16 protein-coding genes are annotated in these 15,447 nt (G+C 59.8%); 4 read left to right on the forward strand and 12 right to left on the reverse strand.

What is annotated here, in order from left to right; all coding sequences use genetic code 11:
- Positions 1-4: 4 nt before the first annotated feature.
- The 4 genes from Q0601_RS08075 to Q0601_RS08090 are packed head-to-tail and all read right to left on the reverse strand — an operon-like array spanning position 5 to position 3,160.
- The gene (locus Q0601_RS08075) at positions 5-973 is read right to left on the reverse strand and encodes a PDR/VanB family oxidoreductase (RefSeq protein WP_305288926.1); all 969 of its coding nucleotides are present in this window, start codon (positions 971-973) and stop codon (positions 5-7) included.
- On the reverse strand, positions 973-1,602 hold the full coding sequence (locus Q0601_RS08080; RefSeq protein ID WP_305288928.1) for a glutathione S-transferase family protein: 630 nt from the start codon (positions 1,600-1,602) through the stop codon (positions 973-975). The genes Q0601_RS08075 and Q0601_RS08080 overlap by 1 nt, the downstream gene beginning before the upstream one ends.
- 3 nt (positions 1,603-1,605) lie before the next feature.
- Complete coding sequence (locus tag Q0601_RS08085; protein ID WP_305288930.1) at positions 1,606-2,481, reverse strand: aromatic ring-hydroxylating dioxygenase subunit alpha; 876 nt, start codon at positions 2,479-2,481, stop codon at positions 1,606-1,608.
- Between the two features lie 16 nt (positions 2,482-2,497).
- Positions 2,498-3,160, reverse strand: a complete 663-nt coding sequence (locus tag Q0601_RS08090; protein ID WP_305288931.1) for a Rieske (2Fe-2S) protein — start codon at positions 3,158-3,160, stop codon at positions 2,498-2,500.
- 112 nt (positions 3,161-3,272) lie between these two features.
- On the opposite strand from Q0601_RS08090, the gene Q0601_RS08095 reads away from it, so the two are divergent.
- Positions 3,273-4,214: a LysR family transcriptional regulator gene (locus tag Q0601_RS08095; protein WP_305288932.1), complete on the forward strand. Its 942-nt coding sequence runs from the start codon at positions 3,273-3,275 to the stop codon at positions 4,212-4,214.
- Positions 4,215-4,350: 136 nt separating this feature from the next.
- On the opposite strand, the gene Q0601_RS08100 is transcribed toward Q0601_RS08095, so the two are convergent.
- The 7 genes from Q0601_RS08100 to Q0601_RS08130 form a co-directional block, all read right to left on the reverse strand.
- Entirely contained in the window at positions 4,351-5,844 is a 1,494-nt protein-coding gene (locus Q0601_RS08100; RefSeq protein ID WP_305288934.1) for a M81 family metallopeptidase, read from the reverse strand.
- A 197-nt stretch (positions 5,845-6,041) separates the two neighbouring features.
- Entirely contained in the window at positions 6,042-6,767 is a 726-nt protein-coding gene (locus Q0601_RS08105; protein ID WP_305288936.1) for a ribonuclease activity regulator RraA, read from the reverse strand.
- Between the two features lie 7 nt (positions 6,768-6,774).
- Positions 6,775-7,677, reverse strand: coding sequence for a dihydrodipicolinate synthase family protein (locus tag Q0601_RS08110; RefSeq protein WP_305288938.1), 903 nt, complete (start codon positions 7,675-7,677; stop codon positions 6,775-6,777).
- Positions 7,678-7,686: 9 nt separating this feature from the next.
- Positions 7,687-9,429 (reverse strand): L-arabinonate dehydratase, encoded by a 1,743-nt coding sequence (gene araD / locus Q0601_RS08115; protein WP_305288941.1) that lies wholly within the window; start codon positions 9,427-9,429, stop codon positions 7,687-7,689.
- 50 nt (positions 9,430-9,479) lie between these two features.
- A complete protein-coding gene (locus tag Q0601_RS08120) occupies positions 9,480-10,988 on the reverse strand; it encodes a tripartite tricarboxylate transporter permease (protein ID WP_305288942.1) in 1,509 nt (502 codons plus the stop codon).
- Between the two features lie 12 nt (positions 10,989-11,000).
- Positions 11,001-11,540: a tripartite tricarboxylate transporter TctB family protein gene (locus tag Q0601_RS08125; protein ID WP_305288944.1), complete on the reverse strand. Its 540-nt coding sequence runs from the start codon at positions 11,538-11,540 to the stop codon at positions 11,001-11,003.
- Between the two features lie 70 nt (positions 11,541-11,610).
- Positions 11,611-12,576: a Bug family tripartite tricarboxylate transporter substrate binding protein gene (locus Q0601_RS08130; RefSeq protein WP_305288946.1), complete on the reverse strand. Its 966-nt coding sequence runs from the start codon at positions 12,574-12,576 to the stop codon at positions 11,611-11,613.
- A 144-nt stretch (positions 12,577-12,720) separates the two neighbouring features.
- On the opposite strand from Q0601_RS08130, the gene Q0601_RS08135 reads away from it, so the two are divergent.
- The 3 genes from Q0601_RS08135 (at position 12,721) to Q0601_RS08145 (ending at position 14,497) form a co-directional block, all read left to right on the forward strand.
- Positions 12,721-13,452, forward strand: a complete 732-nt coding sequence (locus Q0601_RS08135) for a GntR family transcriptional regulator (protein WP_305288948.1) — start codon at positions 12,721-12,723, stop codon at positions 13,450-13,452.
- 40 nt (positions 13,453-13,492) lie between these two features.
- Positions 13,493-14,164 carry a GntR family transcriptional regulator gene (locus tag Q0601_RS08140; protein WP_305288951.1) on the forward strand — a complete coding sequence of 224 codons (672 nt, stop codon included), beginning with the start codon at positions 13,493-13,495 and terminating at the stop codon, positions 14,162-14,164.
- Between the two features lie 126 nt (positions 14,165-14,290).
- Positions 14,291-14,497 (forward strand): hypothetical protein, encoded by a 207-nt coding sequence (locus Q0601_RS08145; RefSeq protein WP_305288953.1) that lies wholly within the window; start codon positions 14,291-14,293, stop codon positions 14,495-14,497.
- 96 nt (positions 14,498-14,593) lie between these two features.
- Here Q0601_RS08145 and iolB read toward each other — a convergent pair whose 3' ends face one another.
- Positions 14,594-15,388, reverse strand: coding sequence for a 5-deoxy-glucuronate isomerase (iolB, locus tag Q0601_RS08150; RefSeq protein WP_305288958.1), 795 nt, complete (start codon positions 15,386-15,388; stop codon positions 14,594-14,596).
- Positions 15,389-15,447: the final 59 nt, after the last annotated feature.

Below are 15,447 nucleotides of genomic sequence, written 5' to 3' on the forward strand. Positions count from 1 at the left end.
CCGGTTAGATGTTCAGCACCAGCAGCCGGGACTTGCAGCGAGAGACGCAGGGCATGATCAGCCTGCCGCCTTCTTGTTCGTCCGGGCTGAGGTAAAGGTCATTATGTTCCGGTTCTCCCTCGATCACCTCGGTGATGCAGGTGCCGCAAACGCCCTGTTCGCAACTGGTCTTGATCTCGATCCCCGCCTCGCGGATCACCTCGATAATGGTGTGATCCGAGGGTACCACAAGCTCGATACCGCTTTTTGCCAGCCGCAGCACAAATTCGCCTTCACCCGGCGTCAGAACCGGCACTTCTGCTGAAAAATGTTCCAGAATGATCGCGTCGGCAGGCCAGCCGGTCGCCTCGGCGCAATAAAGCACGACATCCATGAAGGGATTGGGCCCGCACAGGTAAACCGAATGGCCGCCGTCGCGCAGGATTTCCTGCAATACTTCGGTCAGCAATGGTGGCACCAGCCCAAAGTGATAAGCGACGCGATCCGACCATTCGCTTTCAAGGATCAGGTCGCGAAAGGCGATCTCGCTGTTGGTGCGTGCGAAATAGTGCAGCTCGAAATCATCGCCTTGCGCAGCCAGCACCTGCGCCATGCTCAGCAGCGGCGTCACCCCGATCCCGCCCGCCAGCAGCAGGCGCCGCCCACCCTCGCCCGGACGCAGAGAAAAATTGTTGCGCGGTGTGGTGATGCGGACAGTGCCGCCCTCTTTCAGATGCGTATGCATCGCGCTGGAACCGCCGCGTCCGTTCAACTCGCGCTTGACCCCGATCAGGTAACGGCTCCGATCCGACGGATCATTGACCAGCGAATATTGCCGTACAACGCCTGGAAAGGGCGAAACCGAGATATGCGCCCCGGCCTGAAACGACGGCAGGGGCTGGCCATTCAATGCCTCGAATTCAAAGCTGCGGATTTCCGATGTCTCGGATCGGATCTTGCGGATGCGGACATCGAATTCACTGTCAGTCGACATCACACATACTCGGAGATGCCAGACATGGCATGAAAACCGGGCAATTTCCGGAATTCACGCAGCCAGTTCCGGATTGCCGGATATTCCTCGTGCCCGATACCGCCATCGCCCGACAGCGCGACATATGGGAAACACGCCAGATCGGCGACGGTGGGATGATCGCCCATGATCCATGTGCCGCCGTCGATCTCTCGATGGGTCAGATGATCGTCCAGAACCCGGAACGCCGAGCGCGCCGATTTGCGCGCGGCTTCGATATCCAGATCATAGCTCATCACGTCATGCAACCGCGCGCTTGATGCCGCCATCAACTCTCCGCCCGCGAACATCAGCCACATCATCACCGGGCCGAAACTGGCCGGATCGCGGGGCAGCCATGTGCCGTCACCGTCGTATTTATTCGCCAGATGGCACAGGATCGCCTGCGCATCGCGCAAGACCAGCCCGTTATCCTCCAGCACCGGCAATTGCCCCAACGGGTTGATCGCCAGAAAACCGGGCGTCTTGTGCTGACGACCCGGATAGAAATCCACCTGCCGGCGTTCATATTCCAGACCCAGAAACCCCAACATCAGCCGGACTTTGTAACAACTGCCCGAAAGCGAATAGTCGTAAAGCGTGATCTTCATGAGTCAGGCTGCCTGCTTTTCATAAATGCCGAAACGAATATCCATCGCCTTCAACCAGCGGCGAAACGCGATCGAGCTGGCATCCGCACGAGTCGGCAATTCATAGGTCGGATCCAGCGGCAGCAGCGCCGGGCGCTGGTTTTCCAGGATTACCCGATCCTGCAGGAAGATCGATTGCTGGAAATCGGCAATATCGGCGGCAGTGTTCTCGTTATCCACGATGGCCATCGGCATATAGGCCAGGCAGCGCGTCTCGGTCAGCGGTTGGATGAAAACGCAGATCGCATCGTTGCGGTCGGAATCCTCACTGATATTCTTGTACAGCATGACGCTGAACGGCGACATCACGCGGTAAAGATAGCGTGTCATCTGCCCGCCCTTCACCGCCTTTGACGCGGCGGGCTGGAAGAAGGTGCAATCCACCGCCCAGATCTCGTCCACATCCTTGCGATGTTCGGTCCGATAGGCCAGCACTTCGGTCTTGTCGGTTGCACCTAGCGTATCGACATGGATGAAGGAGAAATGCGCCATGTCCAGAAAGTTCTCGACCAGCCGATAGGGGCTGGTGTTCACACCCACATTGCCGCAGCCAACGACAACGCGGTCGGCTTCATCGAACTCGTGGATCTCGGGCAAGGGCCGCGTGGGATCGCCCAGAGTGGTGAAAATGCAGGTATAGCGCGTCTGGATCGGCAATTCGCGCCCTTCAGAGCCGTCTTCGCCGATCTCGGAAATACGATAGCTATCTTCGCCCGTTCGGGTGATGCGGATCGGCTGACCCAGAATCATCGTGTCGTGGCTGGCGCCGGGCGCGATCTGGCCCAGCCAGCCGGCTGCGATCCATTCGTTACGGGCAACCGGATCGGTCGTCGCAGTCATGGCATTTCCCTCCGTGTCAGTTGTTTTCGATACGGGCGCGCAATTGCACCACCTGCCGCGCCAACCCATGTCGCCCTTCGGCAGATACCGCCGGGCCGCGCGCGACGAAATGCACCCCGGTCGAACCGGCATCGACAGGCTGGAATGCCGCCGCCAGCGTCGTCCCGTCCGGCAATTCCAGCGTGACCACATCGCCATCACTCAGCGCCCCGTTCCACCCGACCAGATCGTCCATCACGGCCTTGCGGGCATCCTGAACCGCATAGTTCAGAAAGATGCTTCGAACCGCTTCCCAGCCGTCATCGGCGCCCAGATCGGGCAGCCTGGCATGCGGATCTTCCGCCAGATTGGTCCAGATCAGCCCGTAACGGCTTTCCACCGCGTGACGTTGCGCGCAGATCGTCTTGGGCGGGGTCAGGTCGGGATGCGCCGGGATCACCTTGCATTGCCCGTCTGGTCCGTAACCCCAACCGTGATAGATGCAGCGAAGCTTCTCGCCCTCGACAAAGCCCAGGCTTAGCCGCATGCCGCGATGCGGGCAGCGATCCTCCCATGCGTTCACCTCGCCCGAGGCGCTGCGCCACAAGGCCAGGGCATAATCGTTCACGATGACAGGGTTGCTGGATGAGGCGCGGATCTGGCTGTCCAGAGCCACCGCGTTCCACTGGTCGGGGGCCATTCATAATCTCCGTTGCACTGGGCTGCGTCAATTACCGCCCAACTTACGAAGGCTTGCGGCACCGTGCATAGACAGTTATTTTGAAATAAGCGTTCAAGAATGTTGAACAATTATGAATCTTGAAGACATCACGGTGTTTTTGCAGATCGCCGCCGCTGGTTCGCTGACCGGCGCGGCCCGGGTGCTGTATCGCCCCAAGGCGACGGTCAGCCATCAATTGCGCAGGCTGGAAGAGGAAATCGGCGCACCGCTGTTCATCCGCTCGGCCAACCGGCTGGTGCTGTCGGATGCAGGAACCGAGTTTCTGGAGCATGCGCGGGCGATCCGGCGGGCTTGCGAACGCGGGCTGGACAGCACAAGGGCCGGCCAGAAGAATGCGCAGGGTACGATGCGCATCGGTTCGACCGGGGAATTCGCCTCGAACCTGATCGCGCCCCTGATTTTGCATTTCGCGCGCCATAATCCCGATCTGCGGCTGGACCTTACGGTAGTGCGCTCGGACCTGCTGCTAAGTTCGCGGGAAAGCTATGATTGCCTGCTTTATCTGGGCGAACCATCGATGCCGCAGGTCGCCGATATGACCGGCCGCCTGCTGGGCCGGTTTTCATTCGGGCTATATTGCAGCCCCGGCTATCTGGCCCGTCACCCCGCGCCGCGGGAACCCGCAGAACTGCGCCAGCACGATCTGCTTGCCTATCACAACGCCGAAAACATCACCTTGTGGGAATTGCGTAACGGGGATGAGGAATACAGCCTCCCTCCCCATACCAAGCTGCTCAGCAATGATTACTGGGTGATCAAACTGTCGGCCATCCATAACCACGGCATCTGTTTCGTGCCGAAATTCTTCGCCCGGCTGGAGGTCGAACAGGGTCTGCTGGTCCCGGTGCTGCCCAACTGGTCCTCGCGCGAGGTTCCGCTTTATGCACTGTTCGCCAGCCACCGGCTGCGCAACACGCAGATCGCCGATCTGATCAATTCCCTGACGCAGAATTTCGCAGACATGCAGACCTATCTTTATACCGCTTCGGCGAAGAAAGAGTTTTTCAGGTAATTATCCCACCGCTTGCAACCCCGCCATTGGTGCCGGCGGGACTTCCCCCGAAACGGGGTCAGCCGCACATATGCTCGGTCTCGCTGCGATGCGCTGCCGAACAAGGTCTGGTGCACCCACCGGATCCCGGCGGCGATTATCGGGCCAGATGACGGTCTCGTTCACCAAAAGCGTCGCCAAGCGGAGAAAGACGAAGACCCTTCCGCAGGCGTTTCCAGGGAAGTGATGCCGGATCGACCGCCATAGGCCCCGGCGCCGCCGCCACGAGGATCGCCGATGCGATCGGCGCAAAATCGGCGCGGAAATGAACCGAGCTCTTCACAACAATTACCCGCGCTTGCTCGGGGATCAGGCCGAGATGGCGGAACATTTCCCGTTCGGCCATTTGCGCCTTGAGGGAAATGACGCAGATCCGCACATCGCCGATCCGCAGCGCCGCACAGGGCCCGAGATTCATAGGCCCGACCCCATAGTAAGGCCCTTTGGCAAGGAATTTTCCGTCCGAGACCGCCTCGACGATGAATTCCGCTTCGACAGGTGCGTCGCCTCCCGATTGGCCACCTAAAGAAAGCCGGATCGTGGCGCCGACCCCTGCGGCATGAGCGGCAAGGGCGGCCTCCGGATCATAGATGCCGCCGATGAGCGCATTCCGTGCCTCAGCCCTGATGAGAGCATGAAGCATTCCCGTCGTATTGGCATCACCGCCTGCCCCGGGATTGTCCTGGGTATCGGCAATGATGACCGGCATGTCGCCTGCGAGTAGCCGCGCCTTCGCAACAGCTTCATCCGGTGTGAGAACTTCCCCGACAAAAGCGGGTTCCGCAGCCATGACACGATCCATCAGTGCCTGCGCCGCCTCGCCCGCACCCGTGCCATAGGCGGTAACGCTCATTCCGCAATCGGGGAAGTCCGCAGCGGGAAAGCCCATGTTGAAGCTGACCGAAAGAAGGCCCTCGGCCAGTCGCGCGACCTCTGCGTAAAGACCTTTCGCAGGATTTTCGTCGGTGCTTTGCCAGGAAATCGCCGTGAGAAAGGGTGCCTGAAGATAAGCCTTTTCGTTTTTTTCCCCATTCATCAGCCGGCCGAGGATTTCACCACAGCGCTTTCCCGTCGTGAACATGTCCACATGCGGATAGGTGCGGTAACTGTCCAGTACATCCGCCATTTCCACCATCAATGGCGTGACATTGGCGTGCAGGTCCAGGCTGACCACGATTGGCACCTCGCCCACGCAAGCGCGGAGACGCTTGAGCAATTCGCCTTCACCATCATCCAGATGTTCACAGACCATTGCGCCATGAAGATCAAGATAGATCCCGTCGAGAGGAAGCGCCGATGCGATCCGTTCGATCATTTCGCCGGACACGGTCTCGAACGCTTCTTCTGTAGTATGCGCAGAGGGGCTGGCAGCACACCAGATCGTCGGCACGATATCCCATCCTTGTGCGCGGGCGTGATCTATGGCGCCCATGATGCCCTGATTGCTTTTGCCGGAACGGCTAAAGATTTCTTTCCCCCGGGCGATCGGGCCAGAGCCTCCGCCGCGCTCGAAATCTGCAAGAGCAGCCTTGGTTGGCGCGAATGTGTTCGTCTCGTGGAGGAATCCTCCCACAGCGATACGTTTGCTCATCGCGGTTTTCCCCTCTGTCGTCCGCAAGTTTACCAGATCCAGGTGATGGTCAGGTGCATGTTATGCGGCCAGATCTTCGAAAGCCACGGGGGATTTCCAGAAAGACGCGATCCTGTCCGCGGTATTCCTTTATTCGCCCATCGAGTGGGGCCATCCTGTGACCGAGGAAGGCAGCCCGGCAAGGAGCCACCAGGGCTTCACCGACCGGTCCGGGCGCGCCAATCCTGATATTTCTTAAGGTTCTCGTCCTTGGTGGCAGGATAGAGCCCGATGATCGGAGAGCCGGCCAACACCTCTTCCAGAACGAAATCCTCGAAGCTTTCCATTCCGGTGCATTCCTCGGCGATCTCGTCGGCCAGATGGGCGGGGATCACCATCACCCCATCCTTGTCACCCACCATCACGTCGCCCGGAAAAACCGGCGCATCGCCGCAGGAGATGGGAACATCGATATCCAGCGCTTCGTGGTGTGTCAGATTGGTCGGGGCTGAAGATTTGGCGAAATAGGCGGGCATATCCAGCTTGCCGATACCTTCCGCGTCACGCATGCCCGCATCCGTCACCACGCCCGCCGCGCCGCGAAGCGCCAGCCGGGTGATCAGGATCGATCCCGCCGTCGCGGCACGGGCATCCTTTCGGCCATCCATGACCAGCACATGTCCCGCCGGGCAGGTCTCGATGGCGACGCGCTGCGGATGGTCGGCATTGCGGAAGACGGTGATCGGGTTCCGATCCTCGCGCGCGGGGATATAGCGCAGGGTAAAGGCAGGCCCGACCATGTTCTCATCCTTGGGTGCGACCGGCACGACGCCCTGGATGAACTGGTTGCGCAACCCGCGCTTGAACAACGCCGTCGCGATCGAGGCGGTCGAGATCTTCTTCAGCTTCGCGCGGGTTTCTTCGGAAAGGATATGATTGCTCATCGGGGCCTCACTTGAGAACATGGGTTTTCAGAAAGACGTCAAGCCGTTTCTGCTGCGATGGGGTCAACGGCCAGGCCGAAGGCGGGCGGGTCGGGCCGCAATCCAGTCCCATTCCCAACAGTGCGGCCTTGACGCCGGTGACGTTGGTGCCGTTCATTTCCTCGGCACGGATTTCCTCGAAGACGCGCATTTTCGCGATAAGAGCATTGGCCCCGGCATAATCGCCCCTTTCCAACGCCGCGTGAATCGCCATGGACATTTCGGGCCAGACATTGATCAACCCTGATGTGAAACCGCGCGCACCGACAGCATAAAACGCAGGTGCCCAGATTTCGGCCAGCCCGCCCACCCAGGTGATCGAAGGATCGGAAGCGGCGATTGCCTCGGACAGTTTCAGCGGATTCGGAGTCGCCCATTTGACGCCGCGAACCTCGGGCAGCGAAACCAGTTCCACGATCGCCTTCGTGCCAATGGCGTCGTTGCGCAGATAGACCATCATCGGCAGCCCGCCTGACGCGTCGGCTACGGCCTTGAGATAATCAACGATCCCGCGAGGGGCTACGAAAGGATCTGGGGGCTGATGGATCATCAGGGCCGCCGCCCCGGCATCCGCCGAGGCGCGGGCCAGGCGCTGCGCATCGCGGATCCCCCGCCCGACGCCTGACAACAGCGGTGCGCGTCCTCCAACCAGCCCGGCCACCTCCTGCACCATCGTAACGGCTTCGTCGGTGGTAAGGGCGTAGAACTCACCGGTATTTCCGTTCACGACAGGCATATGCACGCCCGCGCCAAGCGCCCGATCAAGAATGGGGGCAAGACGCGCCGGGGCAATGTCCCCGTCCTTGTCATAGGGCGTCACGAGAATACCCGAGATGCCGCCCAGTGCCTTTCCAAGAATGTCTTCTTTCATCGCATCGCCTCAGAAAATATCAGGTTCACCGGCAGCACGACCGAAATCGTGCTGAAGGAAATCGAAATCGCAGCCGGTATCGGCTTGCGTCACATGTTTCGAGAACATCCAGCCCCAGCCCCGTTCGAAACGCGGCTTTGGCGCTTTCCATTCATCGCGGCGGCGCGCGATCTCGGCTTCATCGACCAGCATGTCAAGCCGACGCGATGGCAGATCCAGCCGAACCCTGTCGCCCGTTTCCAACAGCGCCAGCGGCCCGCCGATATAGGCTTCGGGCGCGACATGCAGCACGCAGGCCCCGTAAGAAGTTCCTGACATCCGCGCATCGGATATACGCAGCATGTCGCGATGGCCCTGTCTGATAAGCGCCCTGGGAATGGGCAGCATGCCCCATTCGGGAAAGCCCGGCCCGCCCAGAGGGCCGGCATTGCGCAGCACCAGCACATGGTCGGGCGTCACCTCCAGATTCTCGTCATCGATTGCTGCCTTCATCTCGGGGTAACTGTCGAAGACAAGTGCGGGACCCTCATGGACATGATACTTCGGATCGCAGGCGGCCGGTTTGATCACCGCACCATCGGGGCAAAGATTGCCGCGCAGCACCGCCAGCGAACCTTCCTTGTAGACAGGGTTCGACAGCGGGCGAATCACGTCGTCGTTCCAGACCTTCGCCCCTTCGAGGTTTTCGCCAATCGTCTTCCCCGTCACGGTCAGGCAGGACAGGTCCAGCCTTTCGCGCAACTGCGCCATCAATGCGCGCAGCCCGCCCGCATAATGGAAATCCTCCATCAGGTAATCCGTGCCGGAAGGGCGGACATTGGCGATCAGCGGTGTGTCGCGACCAAGCTGGTCCAGCGTGTCGAGCGACAGCTCCACCCCGGCGCGGCGCGCCATCGCCACCAGATGCACCACCGCATTGGTAGAACATCCCGTCGCCATGGCGACGATGGCGGCGTTGCGCACCGAGGCTTCGGTCACGATCCGGGCGGGGGTCAGGTCTTCCCAGACCATATCGACGATGCGGCGGCCGCAATCCGCACTCATCCTCTGATGGCCGGAATCCACCGCTGGAATCGATGACGCTCCCGGAAGCGTCAGGCCCATCGCGTCGGTGATCGCGGTCATGGTCGAGGCCGTGCCCATGGTCATGCACACGCCCGCCGAACGCGCGATACCGCCCTGCAAGCCTTCCCATTCCTTCTCATCGATATTGCCCGCGCGGCGTTCGTCCCAGTATTTCCATGCGTCGGACCCCGAACCAAGATGCTGGCCGCGATAGTTTCCGCGCAGCATCGGCCCGGCAGGCAGATAGATCATCGGCACGCCCGCAGTAATCGCCCCCATCACAAGGCCCGGCGTGGTCTTGTCGCAGCCGCCCATCAGCACCACGCCGTCGAAAGGATGGGCGCGGATCATCTCTTCGACCTCCATCGCAAGCATGTTGCGATAAAGCATCGAGGTGGGCTTGGTGAAGCTTTCATCCACCGACAGCGACGGCATTTCGACAGCAAAGCCTCCGGCCATCTGGATCCCGCGTTTCACGTCCTTTGCACGTTCGCGGAAATGCGAATGACAGGAATTGATCTCGGACCAGGTATTGAGAATCCCGATGAGCGGGCGGCCCATGAACTCCTCGGGGGAGTAGCCAAGCTGCATCAGGCGCGAGCGATGGCCGAAGCTGCGAAGATCGTCCGGCGCGAACCAGCGGGCCGAGCGCAATTGGGAAGGTTGCTTGCGAACAGGGCGTGTCATCTTGTCTCCGTTGGATCGGCCAGCCACCATGGCGGCGTGCTGGTCGGGAATCAACTGCTTGTCCGGGCAGGCCGCTTTCGCATTCCCGACCAGATCTGCCAGATGATCGAAAGAGCGGCCAGCGCGAGGAAGGCACCGGAAATCGGGTTGGTCAGGAAGCCGGTATAATCACCCTGCGACAATTGAAGCCCGCGCCGGAAATTCGTTTCAGCCATCGGCCCAAGGATGAAGCCGATGATGAAGGGTGCGGTGGGGATGCCCGCCTTGACGAAGGCATAGCCCAGAATGCCGAAGCCCAGCACCGTCCAGATATCGAAGATGCGGCTGGCAAGGCCGAACGCACCTACGGCACACAGGACAAGGATCATCGGCAGCAGGATATGACGCGGAATGGCCAGCAGCTTTACGAAGATGCGCAACCCGTAGAACTCGACAATCAGCATCACGATTGCCGAAACCGTCAGTGCGGCGAAGATCGTATAAACCAGATCGGCCTGCGTCACGAACAGCATCGGACCGGGCTGGATACCATGCATCATCAACCCGCCCAGCAGGATCGCCGTCACGGCATCGCCGGGAATACCCAGCGTCAGCAGCGGGATCATCGCACCGCCGATCCCCGCATTGTTGGCGGCTTCGGGGGCCACGACCCCTTCAAGCGTGCCCTTGCCGAATTCCTCGGGCGTTCTGGAACGCGAGCGGGCGGCGATATAGGCAAGGATGTTCGAGGTACCCGCACCGATCCCTGGAAGGATACCGATGACAATACCGATGGCCGCGGAACGGAAGCCATTGGGCAATTGTTCGAAGAACTCCTTCATGCTGAAGCCGAAACCCTTCACGCCCTTCATGACAGGGGCCATGATCCTTATGTTGCTTCCTGCACGGCCGGCTTCAGCCACCTTGATCACCTCGGCGATGGCGAACATTCCGACCAGTACCGCGAGGATCGAGAACCCCGAATTCAACTCGACCATGCCGAAGGTAAAACGGCGGGTCGCATCGACCGGCGCGATTCCCACGGTCGAAACCGCAAAGCCCACCAGCCCCGAAAAGATCCCCATCGTCATCGAACCGGAAGAAAGCGTCGCGATCAATGTCAGCGAGAAGATTGCAATCGCGAAATATTCATGTGGCCCGAACGACAGCGCCACCCGCGCAAGCGCCGGCGCGACGAAGACAAGCGCAATGATCGACAGGATCGTTCCGATGAAGGAAAAGACGATCCCTGCCCCCAAAGCCTTCACCCCTTCGCCCTTTTCCATCATCGGGCCACCATCGAAAGTGGTGGCGATGGAGGACGGGGTGCCGGGAATCTTGAGAAGAATTGCCGCGATGAGCCCGCCCGAGGTCGCGCCCACGAAAAGCGCGACCAGCAGTGACATGCCTGCAGCGGGTGACATGCCGTAGGTCATGGGCAAACACAGCGCGATGGCCATGACGGCAGTCAGGCCCGGGATGGATCCGAAGATGATGCCCACGACGACGCCCAGAAATATCAGCAGCAGCATCTGAGGCTGAATTGCGGCGAAAAGGCCGGCGGCGAAAAGATCGACCATGGTCTACGCTCCTCAGGACAGGAATGGGGTCAGCGGTCCCGCCGGAAGCATCAGGCTGAAGCCATAGCGGAAAAGGAAGAAAATCGTGGCCGAGACCACCACAGCCATCAGTGCCAGCCGCAACCACGGAATAGGCTTGCCCGACGGGCTGAGCAGCGCGATTTGCAGGAAGAGGTAGATTGAGGCGGCGAAGATGAACCCGATAGGCCGCATCAGCAACACGAAAAAACCGATCAGCAAAAGCGAAAGAACGACACTCAGATAATCCGGAGCCATTTCCCCGGCGGGTGCGTCCTCATCTTCGGCGGCGCCGCGGGCCTGTTCGATGATATCGCCCGACATTTCCTGCGGCATTGCCGCAATAGGCTGGCGCCAGCTTTGAAACAGATGAATCGCTCCCAGCAGGATCATTCCGATCGAAAGCATATGAGGAAAGAAGCTGGCATCCACCCCGCCGCTGCCCGGAATACGGGCTGCGAGTAGAAAATAGATAAGGCCCGTCAAGAGCATGGTCGCCCCGACCACAAGGCCCTTGGTTCTGGATTTCGCCATGATTGATCCGCTTTGTCAGACAGTTCGCAGATTATGCGTCCGAACGGGCCGGACACAGGCTCATCGGTTTTCAGCGAGAAGATTGCAACGCGTCGCGATACTGCATGTAATTGTCGCGAAGCGTGCTCAGCAATTCGATCGATTCCTCGTGCCCATAGGAAAGCACAGGCTGACGGAAGCCCTGTTCCAGATCGGCCGCATATTCCGGCATATCGGAAATCTCGGCCGCGATTTCCGCCATGCGCTCAACGATCGCCTCATCGGTTCCTTTCGGGAAAGCAATGATATACGGATTGTTCATCACGAAATCGACACCCTGCTCGGCAAAGGTGGGGATGTCTCCCAGAAGCGGATTGCGTTCCGCATTGGGCTGGCCAAGCACCACCATCTGGCCGGATTCGTGATAATCCTGGACGGCCCCATAGGCGATACCGGCCACATGAACGCGGCCACCAAGCAGCGACGCAATCTTTTCGGCAGCCGAGCCGGTATCGACAAGGCGCATATCAGCGCCTGTTTCGTTCATGAACAGAAGACCTTGCAGATGCGAATAGCCCCCGAATTCGGTGCCATAGATCACCGCATCCGGATCATCGTTCGTGCGCTTCACCAGATCCTCGACTGAAGTGATCCCGGATTGCGCACTGGTTACGAAAACGGCACCTTGATCCACTGCGGGAATGCAGCAGATCTCGAAATCATCGATGCCGTAATCGGCCAGTCCCGAAACCTCGGTCACGATCAGATGGCCGGTATGGCCAAACAGGATCGTGGAGCCGTCAGGGGCAGCATCGCGCACGGCCGTGGTGGCAATCGTCGCACCACCACCAGGCATGTTGGTGATGACCATGGATGTGCCTGTCACCTGCTCGAAATAGCGGGCAAAGGTGCGGGCGTTGAAATCGGTGTCGCCGCCGGGACTGGCGCCGATGATCACATTGACGGTCTGGTCCGGCCAGTCGGTCTGAGCGAAGGCCGCCCCCGCGACTGCGGTGATGGTCGCAGCCGAAAACAATAATGTCCTGATCGCACTCATATAGGCTCTCCTCCCTGTCGAGTCGTATGGCTTGAATCACCATTATGTGACGCACTAATATATTTGTGCGTCACATTCAACCTCATTTACGCCGCTGGCATTACGTGCGTGGGCGGTGTATTCGGACCGCCAAGGATATTGAGCATGCAGCACAGTCATCGACGACGATCCCGTTCAGACGGTATCTACACCGACCTCCGGCGTCGGATTCTTTCGCTTGAGCTGCCTCCTGGAATCATTCTCAACGATCGGGAACTGAGCGAACGATATGGCACCAGCCGAACGCCGGTGCGTGATGCGGTTCAACAGCTTGCGCAGGACGGACTTGTCCATGTGGCGCCCCAGTTCGCAACTTTCGTCACCCCCTTCGATCCGGTCGCGGTGCGGCAGGCACATTTCCTGCGCATCAATCTTGAGACGCCCCTGATCAAGCGGCTTTGCGCATATGAGACACTTGATCTCACGCCCGCCCGACGCCTGATCGCACGCCAGCGCCTTGCACTGGAAGCAAATGATTTTCTTGGCTTTCTGGAACTCGACGATGCGTTCCACCACGCACTTTTCGAATTGGATGAGATGGGCGGGATCTGGATGCTGATCCAAAGCCACAAAGCACAGCTCGACCGGCTTCGCTATCTGCTGGCCATCGAACATGGGCAGGTGTTTCACCCGATAGAACAGCACAGCGCCATCGTTGATGCGATCGAGGCTCATGAATCCCGGACCGCCACCGACGTATTGCGGGCCCATGTTTCTGGCTCGGCCCAGCGCGTTGACGGAATGGCTGCGCAGCATCCCGACCTGTTCCGTTGGCCCGCCACTCGTGAGCTGGCCCGCAGCAGCGGCCGCGCCGGATTACGCGACACGCAGAAATAACGACAATCTATCAGCCTGACTGCCGACGGGTGAACGAAAGATGAGAAGCTCAAAAAGATTCGAGACAAGAGATGGCGAAATTCGCGCAGATCTGCGCCGTCGGATCATTGCACTTGAATTGCCCCCCGGCACGGCGCTTTCGCGCCAGCAGTTACAGGAACAATATACACTCAGTTCGACTCCGATTCGCGACGCCCTGCTTCAGTTGCAGGAAGAGGGGCTGGTTGCTATTCAACCCCAGTCGCGCACCTGCGTCACCCTCATCGACGGCGAACAGGCCCGACAGGCGCATTTCCTGCGCAGCACCATCGAGCGCGAGATCGCGATCCGTCTGGCGCGATGTGCCGGACCGGATCTTCTGACTACGCTTGACCGCCTGATCCGCCTGCAAGAGGATGTCTCCCATCATGATCTGGATCTCTTCGCCCAGCTCGATCAGGAATTCCATGAAGAGCTTTTCATCGCGGCAGGTTTAGAACATGTGCATGACGCGATCAGGCGGGAAAGCATCCATATAGACAGGATACGCGCCCTGCATCTGCCATTAGGGGACAAAACTGCCCGCATTCTGGACGAGCATCGCCGGATAGCCGAAGCTTTGCGCAGGGGCTCCGAAGAATTGGCAGGCACCGCCATGACACAACACCTGTCGCAATCTATCGGCATGGCCGCGGAACTTCGCAGGCTTCACCCGAACTATTTCGTTGCCTGAGCGCGGCGCCGCTGCTGTTGTGGGCGGCATGAAAGATCCTCCCCATTCTGCGACAAAGGGAAGCAGGGGGCTGCAGGATCACCTGCCTGTTCAGTCTTTACCGACCGCATGCCTCCGCGACAATCAATGGAAGAACTGATCTGCTCCACGACATGGGTGCCTGTGACTGGCGTCCCGCATCCATTCGACGGCTACCGGAAATTCGGCATCTTGCGAGAGTCCATCGGAGATATATTCTTCGACCTTCACCAAGGCAGCTTCATCGATCCAAAGACCGGCATCCTTCGAACCACTTCCGTTCACCGGCAGGACGGCCTTCCCTCTTTCACCTGACCTGCCGATTGCGTGAATTATCAGGCCCGGAAATGAAGACCGGCGCATCTGGAACAAAGCGCACATACACTGGCTTGCGAACGATCATCTGCCCCCTCAGATGAGTTGTTCGACCTCTGGCGCGGGAACGAATCTCCAGTTCCTGCGCGGCCCCGCCATGACATTGAGATAATACAGCTCAAATCCATAGGGCGCGCCGCAGGGGTGGTGGCCGCGCGGGACCAGCACCACATCATGATCCCGGACCGGCATGACCTCGTCGAGACTCCCGTCATCGGTATAGACACGCTGCACGGCCCAACCATCTGCCGGATACAGGCGGTGGTAATAGGTCTCCTCCAGATAGGTGATACGCGGAAAGTCGTCCTCGTCATGACGATGGCTTGGATAACTGGACCAATGGCCCGCAGGCGTGAACACCTCGGTCACCAGCAGGCTATCACAGTAATCCTCGGCCTCCATGGCGATATTATTGATGAACCGGGTATTGGTACCCTCCCCCCGCCCGGTCAGGCTGATGCCGTCTGGCCCGATGCGCCGCGCGTCATGCCCACCTCTGCCAGGGGCTGCGCAGACCGCGATGGTGCAATCGCTCCTGGCCACGGCCCGCCATTCCGCGCCATTGGGCACATAAAGACAATGCGGCGGGGTTTTCTCGAAGACATCCATCCGCTCGCCCAGTATTCCCCAATCGCGGCCCGCGGCATGGAAGGATGCCTTACCCTCCACCATCACCAGGATCACCTCGTTTCCGCCGGTCGCCTCCCCGGCGCTTTCACCGGGCCGCAGCCGATACAGCGAGAACCCCACATATCGCCAACCCGCATCCGCTGGTGTGATCTGATGGATCTTGCCATGGCCGCCGAAGGGTCTGCGTAACAACCGGCTCATCCTCGTCCCTTTCTTCTTTGTCCAAATACCTCGGGGTGAATTGGCCGCAGGCCAAGAGG

Source organism: Paracoccus wurundjeri, from assembly GCF_030678915.1.
Taxonomy (GTDB): domain Bacteria; phylum Pseudomonadota; class Alphaproteobacteria; order Rhodobacterales; family Rhodobacteraceae; genus Paracoccus; species Paracoccus onubensis_A.